Here is a 19,669-nt window from a genome sequence, read left to right as displayed (position 1 = left end):
AAGTGAAGAAATATCGTGTTCTTGTCGTGGATGATTCAGCATTTATGCGCAAGATGATTCGTGACATGTTAAACAGAGATCCGATGATTGAGGTCATTGGAACAGCAAGAAATGGTCAAGAGGCGATTTTGAAAAGACGTCAGTTGAATCCAGATGTGATGACACTTGATGTTGAAATGCCAGTCTTAGATGGGTTACAAACATTAAAAATGATAATGGAAGAAAATCCATGTCCCATTATTATGCTGAGCAGTACAACGAAGGAAGGGGCAACAAATACGATGATAGCGATGGAGTATGGTGCTGTTGATTTTATAGCCAAAACATCCGGAGCTATTTCGTTGGACATTAACAAAATTGCAGAAATTATTGTGTATAAGGTGAAATGTGCCGCAAAGGTAAAAAACCTGAAATCAACGATTGTTTCTTTGCCTACGGTTAGAAAAAAACGTCCAATTTTGCCCTTTAAAAAGTCATACTCACAGAAGAAAAAAATATTTTTAATTGGAACATCGACTGGAGGGCCAAAAGCTCTAAAAGAAGTATTAACTCAGCTACCAGCTCATTTTCCTTGGCCGATAGTTATCGTACAGCATATGCCCGCAGGATTTACAAATTCTTTAGCTGAGCGTCTAAATTCTCTTTCAGAAATTACCGTAAAAGAAGCTGAAAAAGGCGAAATCCTTCAAAATGGTACGGCTTATATAGCTCCAGGTGGCTATCATATCGGGCTCCTGCAAGGAGAACATAATCTAATGATTGATTATTTAGATGAAGAGCCTATTAAGGGTCTAAAGCCAGCGGTTGATTTGCTGTTTCGTTCTGCGTCATCTTTATTAACCGTTGAAAAGGTAGCCATTATTATGACGGGAATGGGGGCAGATGGAACAGAGGGTTTACTTTCATTAAAATCTGCAGGAGGCTGTTATGCTATTGCACAATCAGAGGAAAGCTCGATTGTTTTTGGAATGCCTAAGGTAGCCATTAAGTCTAAAGTCATTGATGAAATTGTTCATTTAGAAGAGATTGCAGAAACGATGTTAAAGCATATTTAATGTGGAGGAGGTACAAAATGCCTAATATTCATTCTTTGAATTCATACCATTTTGACATATTAAAGGAAGTTGGCAATATTGGTGCTGGCAATGCTGCCACTGCCTTATCAAGGCTTTTACTTACAAAAATAGATATGAATGTTCCTTCTGTGAAATTAGTTCCTTTTTCAGAGATTTCCGATATTGTCGGCGGAGCAGAGGTCGAAATGGTCGCTATTTTTTTAAGAGTTGAGGGAGAAGCATCTGGAAGCATGATGTTTTTAACGTCTATAGAAGATGCTGAGAATCTCGTATCCAAACTCATTCAGCAGCCCTTTAATTTACATCGTGAGTCAAAAGAAGAATTAGGGATTTCTGCACTTCACGAATTAGGAAATATATTAGCCGGATCCTATTTGTCTGCTTTTTCAGATTTTACTCAATTATCTTTAGTGCCGACAGTTCCTGCTGTAACGATTGATATGGCTGGAGCAATCGTTAATTATGCGGTACTCAATATATCTCAATACTCTGATTATGTCATATTAGTCGAGACTGAAATTATTGATGTTGAAGCGAAGCAAAAGCCATTGTCTGGTCAATTCTTTTTTATCCCTGATCCGAAAGCCTTTGAGACGATATTTACTGCTTTAGGAGTGACTCTTAATGAGTGAGATTATAAAGGTGGGAATGGCTGATTTAAAATTAGTTAAAACACCTCACTCCATTCGTACTTCTGGTTTAGGTTCTTGTGTAGGTATCGTCATTTACGATTCAGCAAATGGGATAGCAGGAATGGCCCATATTATGCTACCTGATTCTTTAAATGGTAAAGCTGTTCAAAATCGTGCGAAATATGCGGATACAGCGATTCATGACTTAATTACATTACTAGTAGATAAAGGGGCAAAAAAGAGACAATTAAAGGCTAAAATGGCTGGCGGAGCTCAGATGTTTACCTTTGCTAAGGCGAATGAAATGATGAGAATTGGCCCAAGAAATGTAGAGGCTGTGAGAAATATTTTAGAGAAAGAACAAATTCAAATTGTTTCTGAAGATGTAGGAGGAAAAAGTGGGAGAACGATTGAGTTTTTTCCAAGCACAATGGTTCTAAATATTAGAACGGTTCAGAAAGGGACAAAAGATATTTAATAACTGTAAAGGAGCAAACGAAATGGCCCACGTTATGGTAGATGAGCAAAATCAATTATGGGAATTATGGATGAAAGAGAAAGATAAAGAAGCGTGTGACCGTCTAGTACGTCTTTATATGCCACTTGTTCATTATCACGTTCAGAGAATTGCGGTAGGGCTTCCTAGAAATGTTAATCGTGATGATTTGTTAAGTCATGGTCAATTTGGTTTGTTCGATGCGCTGGAGAAATTTAATCTGGAAAGAGATTTGAAGTTTGATACCTATGCTTCTTTCCGCATAAGAGGAGCCATTTTAGATGGTCTTAGAAAAATAGACTGGTTACCAAGGTCTATGAGAGAAAAAGTAAAAAAAGTAGAGTCAACCATTGAAAAGCTAGAACAGCAATATGGAAGGTATGTGACTGCTGAGGAAATTGCAGAAGAAATTGATATGACCGTGCAAGAGGTTAGTCAAATAGTCAGTGAGCAATTTACGGCTAATATGCTTTCTATTGATGAATATACACAGGATTCGGAAAAAAGAGATACATTCATGTCAACGATTAAAGATGGAGCAACGCTATCACCTGAGCAAGTGTTAATGAAGGAAACGACGAAGCAGGAATTAGTTGAGCTCGTTAGTCAATTATCAGAAAAAGAAAAGCTTGTTGTGAGTTTATTTTATTATGAAGGTTTAACCTTAACTGAAATAGGACAAGTGATGAAACTCTCAACTTCGAGAATTTCCCAAATTCATTCAAAAGCGATCTCAAGATTACAAACGGCATTTAAAAGGCATAAATTAGAAAATTCCTAAAGCCCTCATGATTTGATTAGATTGCCATAAAATATGGATTGCCCTTTTTTAGAGTAAGATTTTAATCACTTAAGGAGCTGAAAATATGCTAGTAGCCGATCAATATTTTTCGTTGCAAATTAGTGCTGATAAAATGCAGGCATGGGTTAGGCAAGAGCAGCCAGTACTAGAAGACCAAGTATTTAACTTAAATGAAATCAGTCAATTTATTGAAGAAGGTGGCATCCAATTTGGAATCGATGCAAAGGTTTTAGATTTTGTTTTTGAGCAACAAACTGGATTTTTTGAGCCACAATGTATAGCAACTGGGAAAGAAGCAACTCGAGGAAAGGATGCCACTTTAAAGATTGTCGCTTTTACAAAAGAAGAAGGGGTCGACCAGGAAGAAGGGCTAGGTCAAGCTGATTTAAAAAAGGTAATTGAAATTCCATCCGTAATAGAAGGTCAGAAGCTGGCCCAAAAAATAAGGGCGACGGAAGGCGAACCAGGCAAAAATGTTTTAGGAGAAGAAATACCTGCAAAGAGAGGGAAAGACTTCACGCTCCGACCGGGGAAAAATACTCGTTTAGATAATGAAACAGATACATTGTATGCACTTATTAATGGTCAAATGTCTGTCAATAAGAAAACGGTGCACGTTTATCCCATTTATGAAATAAAAGGGGATATGGGGACAAAAACAGGTAATATATCCTTTGTTGGAAATGTTGTAATCCGTGGAAACGTACCTACAGGCTTTAAAATCGAAGCTGGTGGGGATATCCGTATTATGGGAACGGTTGAAGGAGCTGAGCTGAAGGCAGATGGTTCTATTTTTGTAGGAGCAGGAATCGTAGGACAAAAAAGAAGCTCCATTTATGCTAAAGGTAGCTTACAGACAACCTTTATAAACGAGGGACATGTTGAAGTAGAGGATTCTATATATGTTACTCAATCCATCCTCCATAGCCATTGCTATGCAGGACAGGAGATTGTGTGTACAAGAGGAAAAGGAAATATTGTGGGAGGCTCCATTTCAGCTGGTTTTAAAATTCAAGCAAATGAATTTGGAAATGGTATGCATACGAAGACAGAACTTTATATTGGTCCCTCTGAACAAACAGTTTCCAAGCAAAAAGAGCTAGAGATTCAATTACATAAATGGAGTGAAGAGCGTACAAAAACAGACAAACTGATGAAGCTTTTTGCTCAAAAAGAACAAACGGTTGGTCCTTTAATGGGAAGTGAAAAAATCCAAAAATTAAGAGTACAGCACCATTTAAACGACCTTTTGGAAAAAGAAGAAGATATAAACGTGCAGCTACAAGAGCTAAAAGAGTTGACTTCTTCCGTAATCATCGGTTTTATTAAAGCAGAGAGAATGGCCTTCCCGAATGTAAATGTCCATTTTGGGAAGTATCGACGTAAATTAACATCCTCTTATCCAAAAATTCAAGTCTCTCTTATTCAAAATGAAATAACCATTTCAACTTTAACTTAAAGGGGCTGTCCAAATGAGTCTTCGGCCGATTGAAATGCAAGGTTCCATCCCGCAATCCCAAAAAACGGGAAAAATACAAGAGCAATTACAGCAACGATTTCAAAATAGGCAGGATTATATAAGTAAGGAACAAATGGAAGAGCAGGATCAAAAGCGAAAATCAGTCAATCAGTCAGAAGAGCTAAGTCATTCTAAAATACGTGAGCAATCAAAAGAGAAGCAGCAAGAAAAAGATAAGCGCGAATCGGAAAAGCAAAAGGAAGAGGAAAAAAAAGAAAGTCACCAAGATAAACCGCATCCCTATAAAGGGAAATTTATTGATTTTAGTGGGTAAGGACTGATTCATTCATGTGGATAACGTTAAGCTTTTTATTGCACGCCATTTTATTTATTATCATTTTTTTATTATCCTCGAGAATAAGTCAATTGAATAAGGATGTAGCCAACATACAATCTATTAAACAAGATGTTGAAGAAGCGTTAATGGCGTCGGTTCAAGAAATCCAAGCCGAAAACCAAAAATTATTAAACGAAATAAATAAAAAAACAGATCATGCGGAAAAAGCTCAAATAAAAGCGCTTCCAAATGATGATGATGATGATGATGAGATAGAAACCCGTTCCTCTACAAACTCCAATTCCGGCACTGAGCAAAGTAGCGAGCAAATACAAGAGGATGAGCGTTATAGTGATTACCAACCGCCATTCCTCTCTGATGAAAGTAAAAGTGAGGGCGTTGCTTTTGAACCTTCCTTAACCGTGAGGGTTTTAAGCTTAGCGAAACAAGGCCAGAATATTGAACAAATTGCTAAAAGCTTGAAAATAGGCAAAGGTGAAGTACAGGTTATATTAAACTTTTATAAATGAGCGTAGCAATTAGAGCTTGCATGCATAGGTTCAATATGGTATATTAGTTGACGGTGTTAATCACACACGCATTCTGATTTGAACATTGGTGCTGTTTCGACAGTTTTGGGCAAATATGAAGAATGCGGAGGAAAACAAAAACCATTATAAGGAGGTGTTGGATGTGGCAGTGATTTCCATGAAACAATTACTAGAAGCTGGGGTACACTTCGGTCACCAAACTCGTCGTTGGAACCCAAAAATGGATCGCTACATCTTCACAGAGCGTAACGGAATTTATATTATTGATTTACAAAAAACAGTTAAAAAGGTAGACGAAGCTTATAACTTTGTTCGTTCTATTGCAGCTGACGGAGGGAAAATCCTTTTTGTTGGAACAAAGAAACAAGCACAGGATTCTGTAAAAGAAGAAGCTGAGCGTTGTGGAATGTACTTTATTAACCAACGTTGGTTAGGTGGTACTTTAACAAACTTTGAAACCATTCAAAAACGTATTACTCGTTTGAAAAACCTAGAAAAAATGCAAGAAGACGGTACTTTCGAAGTGCTTCCGAAAAAAGAAGTTATCTTATTGAATAAGGAAATGGACCGCCTTGAAAAATTCTTAGGTGGAATCAAGGATATGCCAGGAGTTCCTGATGCATTATTTGTTATTGACCCACGTAAAGAGCGCATTGCTATTGCAGAAGCTCATAAATTAAACATCCCAATCGTAGCGATTGTTGATACAAACTGTGATCCAGATGAAATTGATTATGTGATCCCTGGTAACGATGATGCAATTCGTGCGGTTAAACTTCTTACAGCAAAAATGGCTGATGCAGTGATTGAAGCAACAACGGCTGAAGCTGTTGAAGAAGAAGTTGAAGAAGAAACAACAACGGCTTAATTTTATTTATGCGGTCAAAGGGTGGTAAAGGGGGATACCCTTTCCATCCTTTTTTGGACTGAAAGGTACATATAAACTCAGTCAATGTAATGTTTATGTAGGCATTTATAAAGGTTGAAACCTTTTGATGTCGTACATACTTGAATTTAAGGAGGCGTAAAATAATGGCAATTACAGCGAGTATGGTAAAAGAATTGCGTGAAAAAACAGGCGCAGGAATGATGGATTGTAAAAAAGCATTAACAGAAGTTGATGGTGACATGGAAAAAGCAATTGACCTTTTACGTGAAAAAGGAATTGCAAAAGCAGCTAAAAAAGCAGACCGTATTGCGGCTGAAGGTTTAACATATGTAAAATCAGAAGGAAATAAAGCCATCATTATCGAAGTAAACTCTGAAACAGATTTTGTTGCGAAAAATGAAGCTTTCCAAACTTTAGTAAAAGATTTAGCTGACCACGTTCTAACACAAAATCCAGCAGACGTTGAAGCGGCTTTAAAGCAAGATTTTCAAGGGAATGGACCAGCTGTTGAAGAGCACATTAATTCAGCTGTTGCAAAGATTGGTGAAAAAATCACCCTTCGTCGTTTTGTTGTAGTAGAAAAAACAGATGCTGATGCATTTGGTGAGTACTTACACATGGGTGGCCGTATTGGAGTTTTAACGGTACTTAACGGAACAACAGACCAAGAGTTAGCGAAAGATATCGCTATGCATGTAGCGGCTATCAATCCTACTTATGTGGATCGTTCTTCTGTATCAGAAGAAACGGTTAATCACGAACGTGAAATCTTAAAGCAACAAGCTCTTAACGAAGGTAAGCCAGAAAAAATCGTTGAAAAAATGGTAGAGGGCCGTCTAAGCAAGTTCTTTGAACAAGTATGTTTAGTTGACCAACCATTTGTAAAAGATGGCGATCAAAAAGTAGGCAAATTCCTTCAAAATAAAGGTGCTACCGTTCAAAGCTTCATTCGTTTTGAAGTGGGCGAAGGTATTGAGAAAAGAGAAGATAACTTCGCAGATGAAGTTATGTCTCAAGTAAAGAAATAATTCAAGATAAGGGGCACATTCATCCGTGTCCCTTTTTTCAAAGCAAGCTAATTTATCTTATATGTATGACGATATGGAGGGCATCATGCAAAAATATAATCGAGTAGTTTTAAAATTGAGTGGAGAAGCGCTAGCGGGAAAGCAAGGTTACGGAATTGATCCACTAGTCATTCAATCTGTTGCTACACAAATTAAAGAAATAGTAGAATTAGATGTGGAAGTAGCAGTAGTAGTTGGTGGCGGAAATATTTGGCGTGGTATGGCAGGCAGCGCTAAGGGTATGGATAGAGCAACTGCTGATTATATGGGGATGCTTGCTACGGTAATGAATTCACTTGCTTTGCAAGATAGCTTAGAGGATATTGGAATTCAAACGAGAGTACAGACTTCAATAGAAATGCGTCAAGTAGCAGAGCCATATATTCGTCGAAAAGCGATTCGTCATTTAGAAAAGAAACGCGTAGTTATCTTTGCTGCTGGTACAGGAAACCCTTATTTTTCTACTGATACGACTGCCGCACTACGAGCTGCAGAGATTGAAGCTGAGGTCATTTTGATGGCGAAAAATAATGTGGATGGAATTTATAGTGCCGATCCAACTCAAGATGAAAATGCTACTAAGTATACTTCGATTACATATATGGATGTACTTAAAGAAGGATTAGCTGTAATGGATACAACAGCATCTTCATTATGTATGGACAATAATATTCCTTTAATTGTCTTTTCAATTATGGAAGAAGGAAATATAAAACGAGCTGTACTAGGTGAAGAAATCGGTACAGTAGTGAGGGGGAAATAATATGTCAACAGAAATTATTAATAGTGCCCAGGACAGAATGAATAAAGCAGTAGACGCGCTAAATCGTGAACTAGCGAAATTGCGTGCTGGTCGTGCAAATCCAGCCTTATTAGACCGGGTAACGGTTGAATATTACGGAGCGGAGACACCATTGAATCAACTTGCAACCATTTCGGTACCAGAAGCTCGTTTATTGACTGTGCAACCATTTGATAAATCTTCAATTAACGATATCGAACGTGCCATTTTAAAAGCGGACTTAGGGTTAACTCCGTCCAATGACGGAACGATTATTCGTATTGCAATTCCTGCATTAACGGAAGAGCGTCGAAAAGAGTTAGTTAAGCTAGTAAAACGTTCAGCAGAGGAAGGGAAAGTTGCTGTTCGTAATGTTCGCCGTGATGCTAATGATGAACTTAAAAAATCACAAAAAGATGGCGATTTGACAGAAGATGATTTACGCCGTTATACAGACGAAGTGCAAAAATTAACGGACAAAACGATTGAAAAAATGGACGGTATTTCTGCTAATAAAGAGAAAGAAATTATGGAAGTTTAATCAAAATCGTTGTAAACTAGATGAAGAATAAAGACCCTCTTTTTAGGGGGTTTTTTACACTTTTTCTCTCATGTGTTAATCATAGGTTACTTTTAAAGAAGCGACACTCAGGATTGCGCATAAATGGAGGGCAGACGGATGCTTGATAAATTTTCAAAATGGAAATCAAAAGGCATGGAATCAAGAGAAGAACCAACTATTGATCTTGATAGTATGAAAATGCCGAAACATGTTGCCATTATTATGGATGGAAATGGAAGATGGGCTAAACAAAAAGGATTTCCACGTGTTATTGGACATCGTGAAGGAATGAAAGTTGTCAATAAAATAGTGAGAAAAGCCAATGAATTTGGGATTGAAGTCTTAACATTATACGCATTTTCAACTGAGAATTGGAAAAGACCGAAGACGGAGGTCGATTATTTATTAAGACTACCCGAAAGGTATTTAAACAGTGAATTACCGATATTAAAAAAGGAAAATGTGAAGGTGCGTTTAATGGGAAGTCTGGACCACTTACCAGAATATACATTAAATGCGGTTGAAAAAGCAGTGGCTGAAACAAAGGATAACACAGGATTAATTTTAAATTTTGCTCTCAACTATGGAAGCCGCACAGAATTAGTTGAAGCGATTCAATCGATTAGTGAGGAAGTAAAAGAGGGAAAATTACGACCTGATCAAATTAATGAAGAAACCATTAATCAACATTTAATGACCGCTTCCTTATCAGATCCTGACTTGTTAATTCGTACCAGTGGAGAAATTAGACTAAGCAATTTTATGCTATGGCAGGCTGCATATAGTGAGCTTTGGTTTACTGATGTACTATGGCCTGATTTTAATGAGGACCATTTTACCGAGGCTATATCAGTCTATCAAAATCGAGCAAGGCGCTATGGTGGGGTATAGTTAAAGGAGGCGCAATATTTTGAAGCAGAGAATTATAACAGGAGTTTTAGGTGGAGCTTTGTTTATTAGCCTAGTAGTGGCTGGTGGGTGGTTATTCTCATTATTTATTTTCATTGTCGCTTCTGTGGCGATGATGGAGCTATTAAAAATGAAGAAAATTTCACCCTTTTCGATTATCGGATTAATTAGCTTAATTTCGATGTGGCTCTTACTTATACCTTCAAATTGGTTTGACTCCTTCTTTCCAATTCAATTTACAAAAGTAGAAATTTTTGTGTTCTTAATTTTATTTTTATTAATGCTAACGGTATTACTTAAAAATAAAATGACGTTCGATGAGGTAGGATTCATCATTTTATCTTCTGTCTATGTTGGGTTTGGTTTTCATTATTTGCTCATGACAAGAGAAATAGCTGAAACGGGAATGATGCTAGTCTTCTTTGTTTTAATATTAATTTGGACAACTGATTCTGGAGCCTATTTTGTGGGACGAGCTTTTGGTAAACATAAGCTTTGGCCCGAAATTAGTCCGAAAAAAACAATCGAAGGAGCAATCGGCGGTATTTTATGTGCGGTGCTTTTAGGTAGTATATTTTATTATTTCTTTCCTATCTTTGATCACTATACGACCGCTTTATTCGTGATGCTCGTAGCTTCGATATTTGGACAATTAGGTGACTTGGTTGAGTCTGCATTAAAACGTCATTATGCAGTGAAGGATTCTGGTAATGTATTACCAGGTCACGGGGGAATATTAGACCGCTTTGATAGCTTAATTTATGTGGTGCCGGTCTTACACCTTCTTCAATTGATATAAAATTTGCTAAACTATAAACAAGAGGGTGAACACATGAAAAAAATTGCACTGCTAGGCTCAACAGGGTCTATTGGCACCCAAACATTAGATGTCATAAGGGAACATAGTGAACATTTTCAATTAGTTTCCATGTCGATCGGACATAATATAGACCTAGCAAAAAAACAGATTCATGAATTTCAGCCGGAAGTTGTATCTGTTGCTGATAAAGAAAGTATGCATAAATTACAAGTGGAGTTTGGAGATAAAGTAAAGGTTTTATGTGGAGAAGAAGGGTTAATAGAAGTTGCAACCATTGAGAGTGCAGATGTTTTAGTTAATGCGGTGTTAGGTAGTGTTGGACTTCAGCCTACTTTAGCAGCGATCGAAGCCAAAAAGCAAATCGCTATTGCTAATAAAGAAACATTAGTAACAGCTGGTCATCTTGTCACAAAAGCAGCGAAAATACATAACGTTCCATTATTGCCGGTAGATAGTGAGCATTCGGCGATTTTCCAGGCACTAAATGGAGAAAATCATGAGCAAATAGAGCAAATAATCCTAACAGCCTCTGGTGGTAGCTTTAGAGATTTATCAAGAGAAGAATTAAAGCATGTCACACTAGAAGCCGCTTTGAAGCATCCGAATTGGTCGATGGGTGCAAAGATTACCATTGATTCAGCAACGATGATGAACAAAGGTTTAGAAGTAATTGAGGCACATTGGTTATTTGATATTCCTTATTCACATATTGATGTATTATTACATAAAGAGAGTATTATTCATTCGATGGTTGAATTTGTTGATAAAAGTGTCATTGCTCAGTTAGGAACACCAGATATGAGGGTTCCGATTCAGTATGCTTTAACCTATCCGAAAAGGCTTGAAAGGAAGACTGGAGACAGGTTAAAATTATGGGAATTGGGTGCACTACATTTTCAGCCTTTAGATTTAGAAAGATACCGAATGATGGCACTTGCTTATGAAGCAGGAAAAATAGGAGGATCAATGCCAACTGTTTTAAATGCAGCAAATGAAGAAGCGGTTAGTGCCTTTTTATCTAAAAAAATTGACTTTTTATCAATTGAACGTTTAATTGAACAAGCGTTAGAACATCATGATGTTATAAAAGAACCTACATTAGATGAAATTGTTGAAATTGATCAAAGGATTAGAGACTTAATCCATTCTAAAGTGAACTAGGAAAGGTGGGGAATATTGATTGGAAACGTTACTTTCTTTTATAGTCGTTTTTGGATTGCTCGTATTTATTCATGAATGGGGTCATTTAGTTTTTGCCAAAAGAGCAGGAATTCTTTGTCGAGAATTCGCAATTGGTTTTGGTCCTAAGATATTTTCTTTTGAAAGAAATGAAACGATTTACACCATACGTTTACTTCCATTAGGTGGATATGTAAGAATGGCTGGTGAAGACCCAGAGACGATTCAAATTAAGCCTGGTTATGATATCGGACTTGTACTTAACAATGAAGATAAAGTAGAAAAAATCATTATCAATAATAAATCAAAGCATCCTGAAGCAAGAGTTGTTCAAGTCGAACAGATTGACTTAGAGCATGCATTAGAAATTGTTGCTTATGATGAACATGATGAGAAAGTAACTTATTCCGTTGATGAAAAAGCAAAATTGATTCAAGATGAAATAGCAACGCAAATTGCGCCATGGCATAGACAGTTTGGTTCAAAGACTGTTGGTCAACGCTCACTTGCTATTTTCGCTGGTCCCTTAATGAATTTTGTCCTAGCCTTTGTTTTATTTACGTTATTTGCACTTTTTCAAGGACTTCCCGTCGATGAAGCGAGAATCGGACAAATAACAGATGAAGGAGTTGCCAAAGAAGCTGGTTTGATGGAGGGGGATGTCGTTTTATCGATAGATTCTAGTCCTGTTGACTCTTGGATCGATATGACAGCAGTTATCCAGCAAAACCCAAACGAACCCATCGATTTTGAAATTAATCGAAATGGAGAAGCTTTGGTGATTGAGGTAACACCAGCAGAACGTGAGAATCCACAAGGAGAAGCAGAAGGGTTTATTGGTATTATGCAGCCTTCTGAATTCTCATTATTTGGTTCTATTGTGTTTGGTGCACAAGAAACGTGGTTTTTTACTACAATGATTTTTGATGTACTTAGTTTGATTCTTACAGGGGACTTTTCTATTGATTATGTAGCTGGTCCAGTAGGGATTTATAATTACACAGGTGAGGCAGCAGCTTTAGGTATATTTGTTTTAATGCGTTGGGCTGCAGCGCTAAGTGTTAACTTAGGAATTATTAATTTATTACCTATTCCAGCAATGGATGGTGGACGTTTAGTCTTTTTAGGTCTTGAGGCTGTAAGAGGGAAACCCATTGATCCTCAAAAAGAGGGAATGGTCCATTTTGTCGGCTTTGCTTTATTATTCCTATTAGTCATCGTCGTTACTTGGAATGATATTAATCGATTATTTATGTAAAAACAGGTTTCTAGACTGTTTAAAAGGAGATTATTATGAAACAATCATCATTTTTATTGCCTACCCTTAGAGATGTGCCAGCTGATGCAGATATTGCTAGCCATCAATTAATGCTACGTGCTGGAATGATTAAACAACTTGCAGCTGGGGTTTATTCCTATTTACCACTAGCTAAAAGAGTGATTCATAAGGTAGAGAATATTGTTCATGAAGAGATGTCGAAAGCTGGTTCTCAACAATTGACAATGCCTACCCTTCATCCAGCAGAGTTATGGCAAGAAACAGGTCGCTGGGATAAAATGGGTGGTGAATTAATGCGGTTAAAAGATCGTCATAATCGTTCCTTTGCCTTAGGACCAACTCATGAAGAAGTAATTACTTCGATTATTCGCGACTTTATCCAATCGTATAAACAGCTACCATTAAACGTTTACCAAATTCAAACCAAATTCCGAGATGAAAGAAGACCTCGCTTTGGTTTGCTTCGTGGAAGAGAATTTATCATGAAGGATGCGTATTCTTTTCATTCTAATGAAGAGAGCCTTCATGAAGCCTATGAAAAAATGTATGAAGCCTATTCGAAAACCTTTACACGTGTTGGCTTAACCTTTAGACCTGTTATTGCAGATTCTGGAGCTATGGGAGGAAAAGATACCCATGAATTTATGGCTTTGGCTGAGGTTGGGGAAGATACGATTGCCTACTCAGATTCTTCTGATTATGCAGCTAATATAGAGATGGCTGCCGTTCAAGTAAAAGCGCCTAATGATCTTCCTACTCATCGTGAAGAATTAAACAAGGTTGAAACGAAAGATGTTAAAACGATTGAAGATGTATCCGAACTTTTAAACGTTCCAGCCTCTTCAATAATTAAATCGCTTCTTACGAATGTAGATGGTGACTGGGTTTTAGTTTTAATTCGTGGTGATCATGAATTAAACGAAATCAAATTGAAGCATCAATTAAATGCAAAAGAAATTCGTTTAGCAACTAATGAAGAGGTATTAGAAGTTGTAAAAACGCCTGTAGGCAGTATCGGACCAATCGGTACAAGCTTAAAAGTAGTAGCCGATCATGCCATTCAATATATAGTGAATGGGGTTTGTGGAGCCAATGAAGAGCATAAGCATTATACTGGTGTTCATGCTGAGCGAGATATTGATGTAGAAAACTATGGCGATATCCGTTTTATTAAAGAGGGAGAGCCTTCTCCAGACGGTAAAGGTAAAATCCGTTTTGCTCAAGGAATTGAAGTTGGACAAGTCTTTAAGTTAGGTACATTTTATTCTGAAAATATGGGAGCAACGGTACTCGATGAAAATGGAAAATCTAAGCCTATTATGATGGGGTGCTATGGAATTGGAGTTTCCAGAACAGTTGCAGCGATTATTGAACAACATCATGATGAAAAAGGAATTACTTGGCCGTATGAAGTAGCACCATTTCATATCCATTTATTAGCTCTTAATATGAAGAATCAGGAACAAGCTGATTTAGGTGAGCATTTATATTCGCTATTATCCGAAAAAGGCTACGAAGTGCTTTTTGATGATCGAAAGGAAAGAGCGGGTGTGAAATTCAATGATGCGGATTTAGTGGGTATCCCTATTCGAATTGCGATTGGTAAAAAAGCAAGTGAAGGGATAGTGGAATTAAAAATTCGTCATTCTGGTGAATCCGTTGAGGTTTCTGTTTCAGACCTGGTAGACTATTTAGCTGCCAAGGTTCAAGAGTTAAAAAGTGAATGAATTGAAAAGGGAACTCAGGTATCTCTAATTTAGAGGTACCTGAATTTATCTCTACTTTTCTCAAAGAGCTAACGAGGAGGGAAGTAAAATGACTCAGAGCGAACAAGATATAAGAAAAGAACGGCTACAACTTCTTCTCGAGCAAATACAAATGCCTGAATCTATTATTCAAGACCATTTTAAAAATGGACAAATTCAGAAGCTTTCCATTTATCGAGAAAATAAAAAGTGGCATTTTTCGTTTATTCTACCAACATTATTACCTGCTCAGGTGTATCAACTGTTTAGGCAAAGACTAGTGGATACCTTTAAAGAGATTGCCTCTGTTGATGCTACCTTACATTATGAGAAATCCGTATTAGAAGAAAAGCAATGGGTCGATTATTGGCCGTTAATTACAGAGCATATACAAGGAATTTCTTCCGGGTTAAGAGATTTATTAACGAATCAAACACCTTCATTTGATGGGAAACGCTTAGTTATTGCAGTAAGAAATGAAACAGAAGCTGTTGCTTTAAAAAGAAAGCTTCATGAGCCTTTGCAAATGGTTTTAGAAGAGCTTTCTCTGCCAGCCATTCAAATCGATGCTAATATTCAAGAATCTAAAAAGGATTTTGAAAGATTTGTAGAGCAAAGAGAACAGGAAGATCATTCTAAAGTAGTAGAAGCCATTTTAGAAAAGAAAAAACAAGAAAAAGCAACAGAGAAACAATTGAAAAATTCAGCTTTAATGATTGGTTATCCGATTAAGGATGACCCTCAGCCATTAGAATCGATTGTCGATGAAGAGCGCCGAATCACAGCTCAAGGTTATGTATTCTTTTCAGAAACTCGTGAGCTTCGTAGTGGAAGAACACTATTAACCTTTAAGATTACCGATTATACCAATTCAATCCTAGTTAAAATTTTCTCAAGAGATAAAGAAGATGTTCCTTTATTACAATCAGTAAAAAAAGGGATGTGGGTTAAGGTCCGAGGTGGTATTCAAATGGATACCTTTGTCCGTGACTTAGTGATGATCGCTAATGATATTAATGAAGTGAAACCTATTGAACGAGTCGATACCGCTGATGAAGAGCAGAAAAGAGTAGAGCTGCACTTACATACTACGATGAGTCAAATGGATGGTGTTGTTTCTGCAGGAAGATATGTTGAACAAGCGGCTAAATGGGGGCATAAGGCAATTGCTATAACAGACCATGGAGTCGTTCAATCTTTCCCAGAGGCTTACTCAACAGGAAAAAAGAACAATATCAAAGTACTCTATGGATTAGAGGCTAATTTAGTTGATGATGGAGTTCCGATTGTGTATAACGAAGCTGATGTTTCATTAGCAGACGCGGAATATGTGGTTTTTGATGTGGAAACGACCGGTCTTTCAGCAGTCTATAATACGATTATCGAACTAGCCGCTGTGAAGGTGAAGAATGGAGAGATTATCGATCGCTTTGAATCCTTTGCAGACCCTCATGAACCTCTTTCTAATACGATTATCGAGCTGACGGGTATTACCGATGACATGGTTAAGGGACAACCAGAGATTAAGGATGTACTACTTCAATTTAAAGAGTTTGTCGGCGACTCAATCTTAGTGGCACACAATGCTAGCTTTGATATGGGATTTTTGAATGTTGGCTATCAAAAGTCAGGTATTGGAGAAGCTAATAATCCTGTTATTGATACACTTGAATTAGGTCGATTTTTATATCCTGAATTAAAAAACCATCGTCTTAATACTTTATGTAAAAAATTCGATATCGAATTAGTAAGCCATCATAGAGCTATTTATGATGCAGAAGCTACTGGCTATTTATTATGGAAAATGGTAAAGGATGCTATGGAGCGTGACATAACGATCCATAAGCAATTAAATGAACATATGGGGGAAGGGAATTTTCATAGACAGAGACCTTTTCACTGTACAATTCTTGCTCAAACACAAGAGGGACTTAGAAATCTTTATCAATTAGTTTCTATGTCTCATGTTCAATATTTCTTTCGTACACCTAGAATACCTCGTTCCCAATTACAAAAGCTTAGAAAAGGTTTACTTATAGGCTCTGCCTGTGATAAAGGCGAAGTATTTGAAGGGATGATGCAGAAGTCACCTGAGGAAGTTGAAGAAATCGCTGCTTTTTATGATTATTTTGAAGTACAACCTTTAGGTAATTATCAGCATTTAATTGAAAGAGAACTTATAAAAAATGAAACAGCCTTAAGAGAGATTGTAACCAACATTGTTCAATTAGGAGAAAAATTAAATAAACCTGTAGTTGCGACTGGTAATGTTCATTATCTTAGTGAAGAAGATTATGTTTATAGAAAAATTTTAATCGCTTCACAGGGTGGTGCTAATCCATTAAATAAACAAACTCTACCAAAGGTTCATTTCCGAACAACCGATGAAATGCTGGATGAATTTCAATTTTTAGGCTCAGATGTAGCAACCGATATTGTCGTAAAGACACCTAATCAATTGGCGGATCAAATAGAAGAGGTACATCCTATTCCAGATCAATTATATACACCTAAAATTGAAGGTGCTGATGATGAGGTTAGAAAGATGAGCTATGATCGTGCAAGGATGATTTATGGTGACTCCTTACCGGAAATCGTTGAAGCGCGATTAGAAAAGGAATTAAAAAGTATTATCGGACATGGGTTTGCGGTTATCTATTTAATTTCCCACAAGCTTGTAAAAAAATCACTTATAGATGGATATCTAGTTGGTTCACGTGGTTCTGTAGGTTCTTCTTTTGTGGCAACGATGACGGAAATTACAGAGGTTAATCCATTACCACCACACTACGTTTGTCCAAATTGTCAGCATTCCTATTTTTTCGATGACGGAACGGTTGGTTCAGGATTTGATTTACCTGATAAAGATTGTCCAGAATGTGGTAAGGCTTATGTGAAAGATGGACATGATATCCCTTTTGAAACGTTCTTAGGATTTAAAGGAGATAAAGTTCCCGATATTGATTTAAACTTTTCTGGTGAATATCAACCGAGAGCCCATCACTATACGAAGGAACTATTTGGAGAAGAATATGTTTATCGAGCAGGTACAATCGGAACAGTAGCTGAAAAAACAGCGTATGGATATGTGAAAGGCTATCAAGGCGATCATGACCTAATGATGAGGGGTGCAGAAATCGATCGGTTAGTCGCAGGGTGTACGGGAGTCAAACGAACAACGGGCCAGCATCCTGGCGGAATCATCGTTGTACCAGATTATATGGATATACATGATTTTTGTCCGATACAGTTTCCAGCAGATGATCAAAAGGCGGAATGGAAAACGACTCATTTTGATTTTCACTCGATTCATGATAACCTTCTTAAATTAGATATTTTAGGTCATGATGACCCGACGGTTATTCGTATGCTACAAGATTTAAGTGGAGTGGATCCGAAAACGATTCCTACTGATGACCCGGAAGTAATGAAGATTTTTAGTAGTCCTGATGTATTAGGAGTATCAGAAGATCAAATTATGTGTAAAACAGGAACATTGGGAATTCCAGAGTTTGGAACACGATTTGTTAGACAAATGCTCGAAGAAACGAAACCTAGCACGTTTTCTGAGCTAGTCCAAATCTCAGGACTTTCTCATGGGACAGATGTATGGCTAAATAATGCCAATGAACTAATCTATGACGGCACATGTGAACTAAAGGATGTAATTGGTTGTCGTGATGATATTATGGTTTATTTAATTTATAAAGGTCTAGAGCCTTCTTTAGCTTTCAAAATCATGGAGTCCGTTCGTAAAGGAAAAGGATTACAGCCTGAGTGGATCGAAACCATGAAAGAAAACAATGTTCCAGATTGGTATATAGGCTCCTGTTTAAAAATCAAGTACATGTTTCCAAAGGCTCATGCAGCTGCCTATGTTTTAATGGCAGTGCGTATAGCCTACTTTAAAGTCCATCATCCTATTCTTTATTATGCTTCTTATTTTACTGTAAGAGCGGATGATTTTGATTTAGATACAATGATTAAAGGCTCCGCAGCCATTAAGGCGAAAATAGAAGAGATTAACCACAAGGGACTGGATGCTGCGCCAAAAGAAAAAGCAGTATTAACCGTCCTAGAAATAGCTTTAGAAATGGTTGAAAGAGGATTTTCATTCAAAAAAGTAGAATTATATCGTTCTAGTGCAACTGAATTTATAGTAGAAGGAAATCAGTTACTCCCTCCATTCAATGCGATGACAGGGGTCGGAACGAACGCGGCACATAATATCGTTTCAGCTAGACAAGAGCGGGAATTTTTATCGAAGGAAGATTTACAGCAAAAAAGTAAACTAACGAAAACGGTATTAGAACATTTGGATGATCATGGCTGTTTAGAAGGCTTACCTGACTCCAATCAGCTCTCTCTTTTCTAACAGAAGACTTTTCCATTTAGTTGCAAAGAAAAGGAGATTATGATATTGTGATTATGGTAATACTTAGAATAACAGACCGCAAAAGAGTGGGGAAACCCACTCTTTCGTTTTGGTTTAGAGTCATTTTCTAAACTTATGACAAGAATGGGCCGGGTTTTTTGAGACGATTTCTTATAGGAACGACCCGCCTTTTTCGACTATAGGTAGTGGTTATTTGAAGGAGGGTTAGTCGTGAGTAAGAAAGTAACAGAAGTTGTTGCTGAACTTGTTCTTCCTATTTTAGAGCCTTTAAAACTGGAATTGGTTGAGGTTGAGTTTAAAAAAGAAGGACCAAATTGGTTTTTACGAGTCTATATAGATTCCGAAACAGGTGTAGATTTAGAAGATTGTAGCGAGGTTAGCGAAAAGCTCAGTGAACAATTAGATCAGGTCGATCCTATTGAACAAGCTTATTTTCTAGAAGTTTCTTCACCTGGAGCTGAGCGACCTTTAAAAAATGAAAAAGAATTAGAAAATGCTGTGGGCAAGTACATTCATGTAAGTACTTATGAAGCTTTGGATGGCGAAAAGTCGTTCGAAGGAGATTTACTCTCATTTAATGATGGAGTACTGACAGTAGAAGTGATGAAGAAAACACGGAAAAAGCAATTGGACATTCCATATGAAAAAGTGGCAAAAGCTAGATTAGCTATAAAGCTCTAAAAATAGGT

At 37.2% G+C, this 19,669-nt stretch carries 18 protein-coding genes; all 18 read left to right on the top strand.

Translation table 11 applies throughout. From position 1 onward, the window contains the following. Nucleotides 1–2 precede the first annotated feature (2 nt). The gene (locus tag AZF04_RS01505; protein WP_061947273.1) at nucleotides 3–1,055 is read left to right on the top strand and encodes a protein-glutamate methylesterase/protein-glutamine glutaminase; all 1,053 of its coding nucleotides are present in this window, start codon (nucleotides 3–5) and stop codon (nucleotides 1,053–1,055) included. Between the two features lie 17 nt (nucleotides 1,056–1,072). After that, the gene (locus AZF04_RS01500) at nucleotides 1,073–1,708 is read left to right on the top strand and encodes a chemotaxis protein CheC (RefSeq protein WP_045479383.1); all 636 of its coding nucleotides are present in this window, start codon (nucleotides 1,073–1,075) and stop codon (nucleotides 1,706–1,708) included. Then, entirely contained in the window at nucleotides 1,701–2,186 is a 486-nt protein-coding gene (locus AZF04_RS01495) for a chemotaxis protein CheD (protein ID WP_061947272.1), read from the top strand. Before AZF04_RS01500 ends, AZF04_RS01495 begins: the two co-directional genes overlap by 8 nt. A gap of 22 nt (nucleotides 2,187–2,208) precedes the next feature. Beyond that, complete coding sequence (locus tag AZF04_RS01490; RefSeq protein ID WP_061947271.1) at nucleotides 2,209–2,985, top strand: FliA/WhiG family RNA polymerase sigma factor; 777 nt, start codon at nucleotides 2,209–2,211, stop codon at nucleotides 2,983–2,985. Nucleotides 2,986–3,070: 85 nt separating this feature from the next. Continuing rightward, complete coding sequence (locus AZF04_RS01485; protein WP_061947270.1) at nucleotides 3,071–4,465, top strand: DUF342 domain-containing protein; 1,395 nt, start codon at nucleotides 3,071–3,073, stop codon at nucleotides 4,463–4,465. 13 nt (nucleotides 4,466–4,478) lie between these two features. Then, a complete protein-coding gene (locus AZF04_RS01480; RefSeq protein ID WP_061947269.1) occupies nucleotides 4,479–4,799 on the top strand; it encodes a hypothetical protein in 321 nt (106 codons plus the stop codon). 14 nt (nucleotides 4,800–4,813) lie between these two features. Then, on the top strand, nucleotides 4,814–5,332 hold the full coding sequence (locus tag AZF04_RS01475; RefSeq protein WP_061947268.1) for a DUF6115 domain-containing protein: 519 nt from the start codon (nucleotides 4,814–4,816) through the stop codon (nucleotides 5,330–5,332). Between the two features lie 163 nt (nucleotides 5,333–5,495). Beyond that, the gene (gene rpsB, locus AZF04_RS01470; protein ID WP_045479366.1) at nucleotides 5,496–6,221 is read left to right on the top strand and encodes a 30S ribosomal protein S2; all 726 of its coding nucleotides are present in this window, start codon (nucleotides 5,496–5,498) and stop codon (nucleotides 6,219–6,221) included. Between the two features lie 164 nt (nucleotides 6,222–6,385). Next, complete coding sequence (gene tsf, locus AZF04_RS01465) at nucleotides 6,386–7,270, top strand: translation elongation factor Ts (protein WP_061947267.1); 885 nt, start codon at nucleotides 6,386–6,388, stop codon at nucleotides 7,268–7,270. Nucleotides 7,271–7,355: 85 nt separating this feature from the next. Continuing rightward, on the top strand, nucleotides 7,356–8,072 hold the full coding sequence (pyrH, locus tag AZF04_RS01460; RefSeq protein WP_045479359.1) for a UMP kinase: 717 nt from the start codon (nucleotides 7,356–7,358) through the stop codon (nucleotides 8,070–8,072). Nucleotide 8,073: 1 nt separating this feature from the next. Beyond that, nucleotides 8,074–8,631: a ribosome recycling factor gene (frr, locus tag AZF04_RS01455; RefSeq protein ID WP_045479355.1), complete on the top strand. Its 558-nt coding sequence runs from the start codon at nucleotides 8,074–8,076 to the stop codon at nucleotides 8,629–8,631. A 138-nt stretch (nucleotides 8,632–8,769) separates the two neighbouring features. Next, nucleotides 8,770–9,543, top strand: a complete 774-nt coding sequence (locus AZF04_RS01450; RefSeq protein WP_061947266.1) for an isoprenyl transferase — start codon at nucleotides 8,770–8,772, stop codon at nucleotides 9,541–9,543. Between the two features lie 19 nt (nucleotides 9,544–9,562). Then, nucleotides 9,563–10,360, top strand: coding sequence for a phosphatidate cytidylyltransferase (locus AZF04_RS01445; protein ID WP_061947265.1), 798 nt, complete (start codon nucleotides 9,563–9,565; stop codon nucleotides 10,358–10,360). Between the two features lie 33 nt (nucleotides 10,361–10,393). Next, nucleotides 10,394–11,542: a 1-deoxy-D-xylulose-5-phosphate reductoisomerase gene (gene dxr / locus AZF04_RS01440; protein ID WP_061947264.1), complete on the top strand. Its 1,149-nt coding sequence runs from the start codon at nucleotides 10,394–10,396 to the stop codon at nucleotides 11,540–11,542. Nucleotides 11,543–11,561: 19 nt separating this feature from the next. Then, nucleotides 11,562–12,818, top strand: a complete 1,257-nt coding sequence (gene rseP, locus AZF04_RS01435; RefSeq protein WP_061947263.1) for an RIP metalloprotease RseP — start codon at nucleotides 11,562–11,564, stop codon at nucleotides 12,816–12,818. 35 nt (nucleotides 12,819–12,853) lie between these two features. Beyond that, nucleotides 12,854–14,566 carry a proline--tRNA ligase gene (locus AZF04_RS01430; RefSeq protein WP_061947262.1) on the top strand — a complete coding sequence of 571 codons (1,713 nt, stop codon included), beginning with the start codon at nucleotides 12,854–12,856 and terminating at the stop codon, nucleotides 14,564–14,566. An 88-nt stretch (nucleotides 14,567–14,654) separates the two neighbouring features. Next, complete coding sequence (locus tag AZF04_RS01425; RefSeq protein WP_061947261.1) at nucleotides 14,655–18,959, top strand: PolC-type DNA polymerase III; 4,305 nt, start codon at nucleotides 14,655–14,657, stop codon at nucleotides 18,957–18,959. A gap of 231 nt (nucleotides 18,960–19,190) precedes the next feature. Beyond that, nucleotides 19,191–19,661: a ribosome maturation factor RimP gene (gene rimP, locus AZF04_RS01420; protein ID WP_061947260.1), complete on the top strand. Its 471-nt coding sequence runs from the start codon at nucleotides 19,191–19,193 to the stop codon at nucleotides 19,659–19,661. The last annotated feature ends 8 nt before the right edge of the window (nucleotides 19,662–19,669 follow it).

This window comes from Alkalihalobacillus trypoxylicola (genome assembly GCF_001590785.1).
Classification (GTDB): Bacteria; Bacillota; Bacilli; order Bacillales; family Bacillaceae_D; genus Alkalihalobacillus; species Alkalihalobacillus trypoxylicola.
The sequence above is the reverse complement of the archived record's forward strand: the minus strand, read 5'-3'. Positions and strand labels throughout refer to the sequence as shown.

Excerpts from the sequence above, each read along its gene's own strand:
- AZF04_RS01500 (WP_045479383.1), top strand. The coding sequence starts at position 1,073 with ATGCCTAATATTCATTCTTTGAATTCATACCATTTTGACATATTAAAG.
- AZF04_RS01495 (WP_061947272.1), top strand. The coding sequence starts at position 1,701 with ATGAGTGAGATTATAAAGGTGGGAATGGCTGATTTAAAATTAGTTAAA.
- AZF04_RS01490 (WP_061947271.1), top strand. The coding sequence starts at position 2,209 with ATGGCCCACGTTATGGTAGATGAGCAAAATCAATTATGGGAATTATGG.
- AZF04_RS01485 (WP_061947270.1), top strand. The coding sequence starts at position 3,071 with ATGCTAGTAGCCGATCAATATTTTTCGTTGCAAATTAGTGCTGATAAA.
- AZF04_RS01480 (WP_061947269.1), top strand. The coding sequence starts at position 4,479 with ATGAGTCTTCGGCCGATTGAAATGCAAGGTTCCATCCCGCAATCCCAA.
- AZF04_RS01475 (WP_061947268.1), top strand. The coding sequence starts at position 4,814 with ATGTGGATAACGTTAAGCTTTTTATTGCACGCCATTTTATTTATTATC.
- tsf (WP_061947267.1), top strand. The coding sequence starts at position 6,386 with ATGGCAATTACAGCGAGTATGGTAAAAGAATTGCGTGAAAAAACAGGC.
- pyrH (WP_045479359.1), top strand. The coding sequence starts at position 7,356 with ATGCAAAAATATAATCGAGTAGTTTTAAAATTGAGTGGAGAAGCGCTA.
- frr (WP_045479355.1), top strand. The coding sequence starts at position 8,074 with ATGTCAACAGAAATTATTAATAGTGCCCAGGACAGAATGAATAAAGCA.
- AZF04_RS01450 (WP_061947266.1), top strand. The coding sequence starts at position 8,770 with ATGCTTGATAAATTTTCAAAATGGAAATCAAAAGGCATGGAATCAAGA.
- dxr (WP_061947264.1), top strand. The coding sequence starts at position 10,394 with ATGAAAAAAATTGCACTGCTAGGCTCAACAGGGTCTATTGGCACCCAA.
- AZF04_RS01430 (WP_061947262.1), top strand. The coding sequence starts at position 12,854 with ATGAAACAATCATCATTTTTATTGCCTACCCTTAGAGATGTGCCAGCT.
- AZF04_RS01425 (WP_061947261.1), top strand. The coding sequence starts at position 14,655 with ATGACTCAGAGCGAACAAGATATAAGAAAAGAACGGCTACAACTTCTT.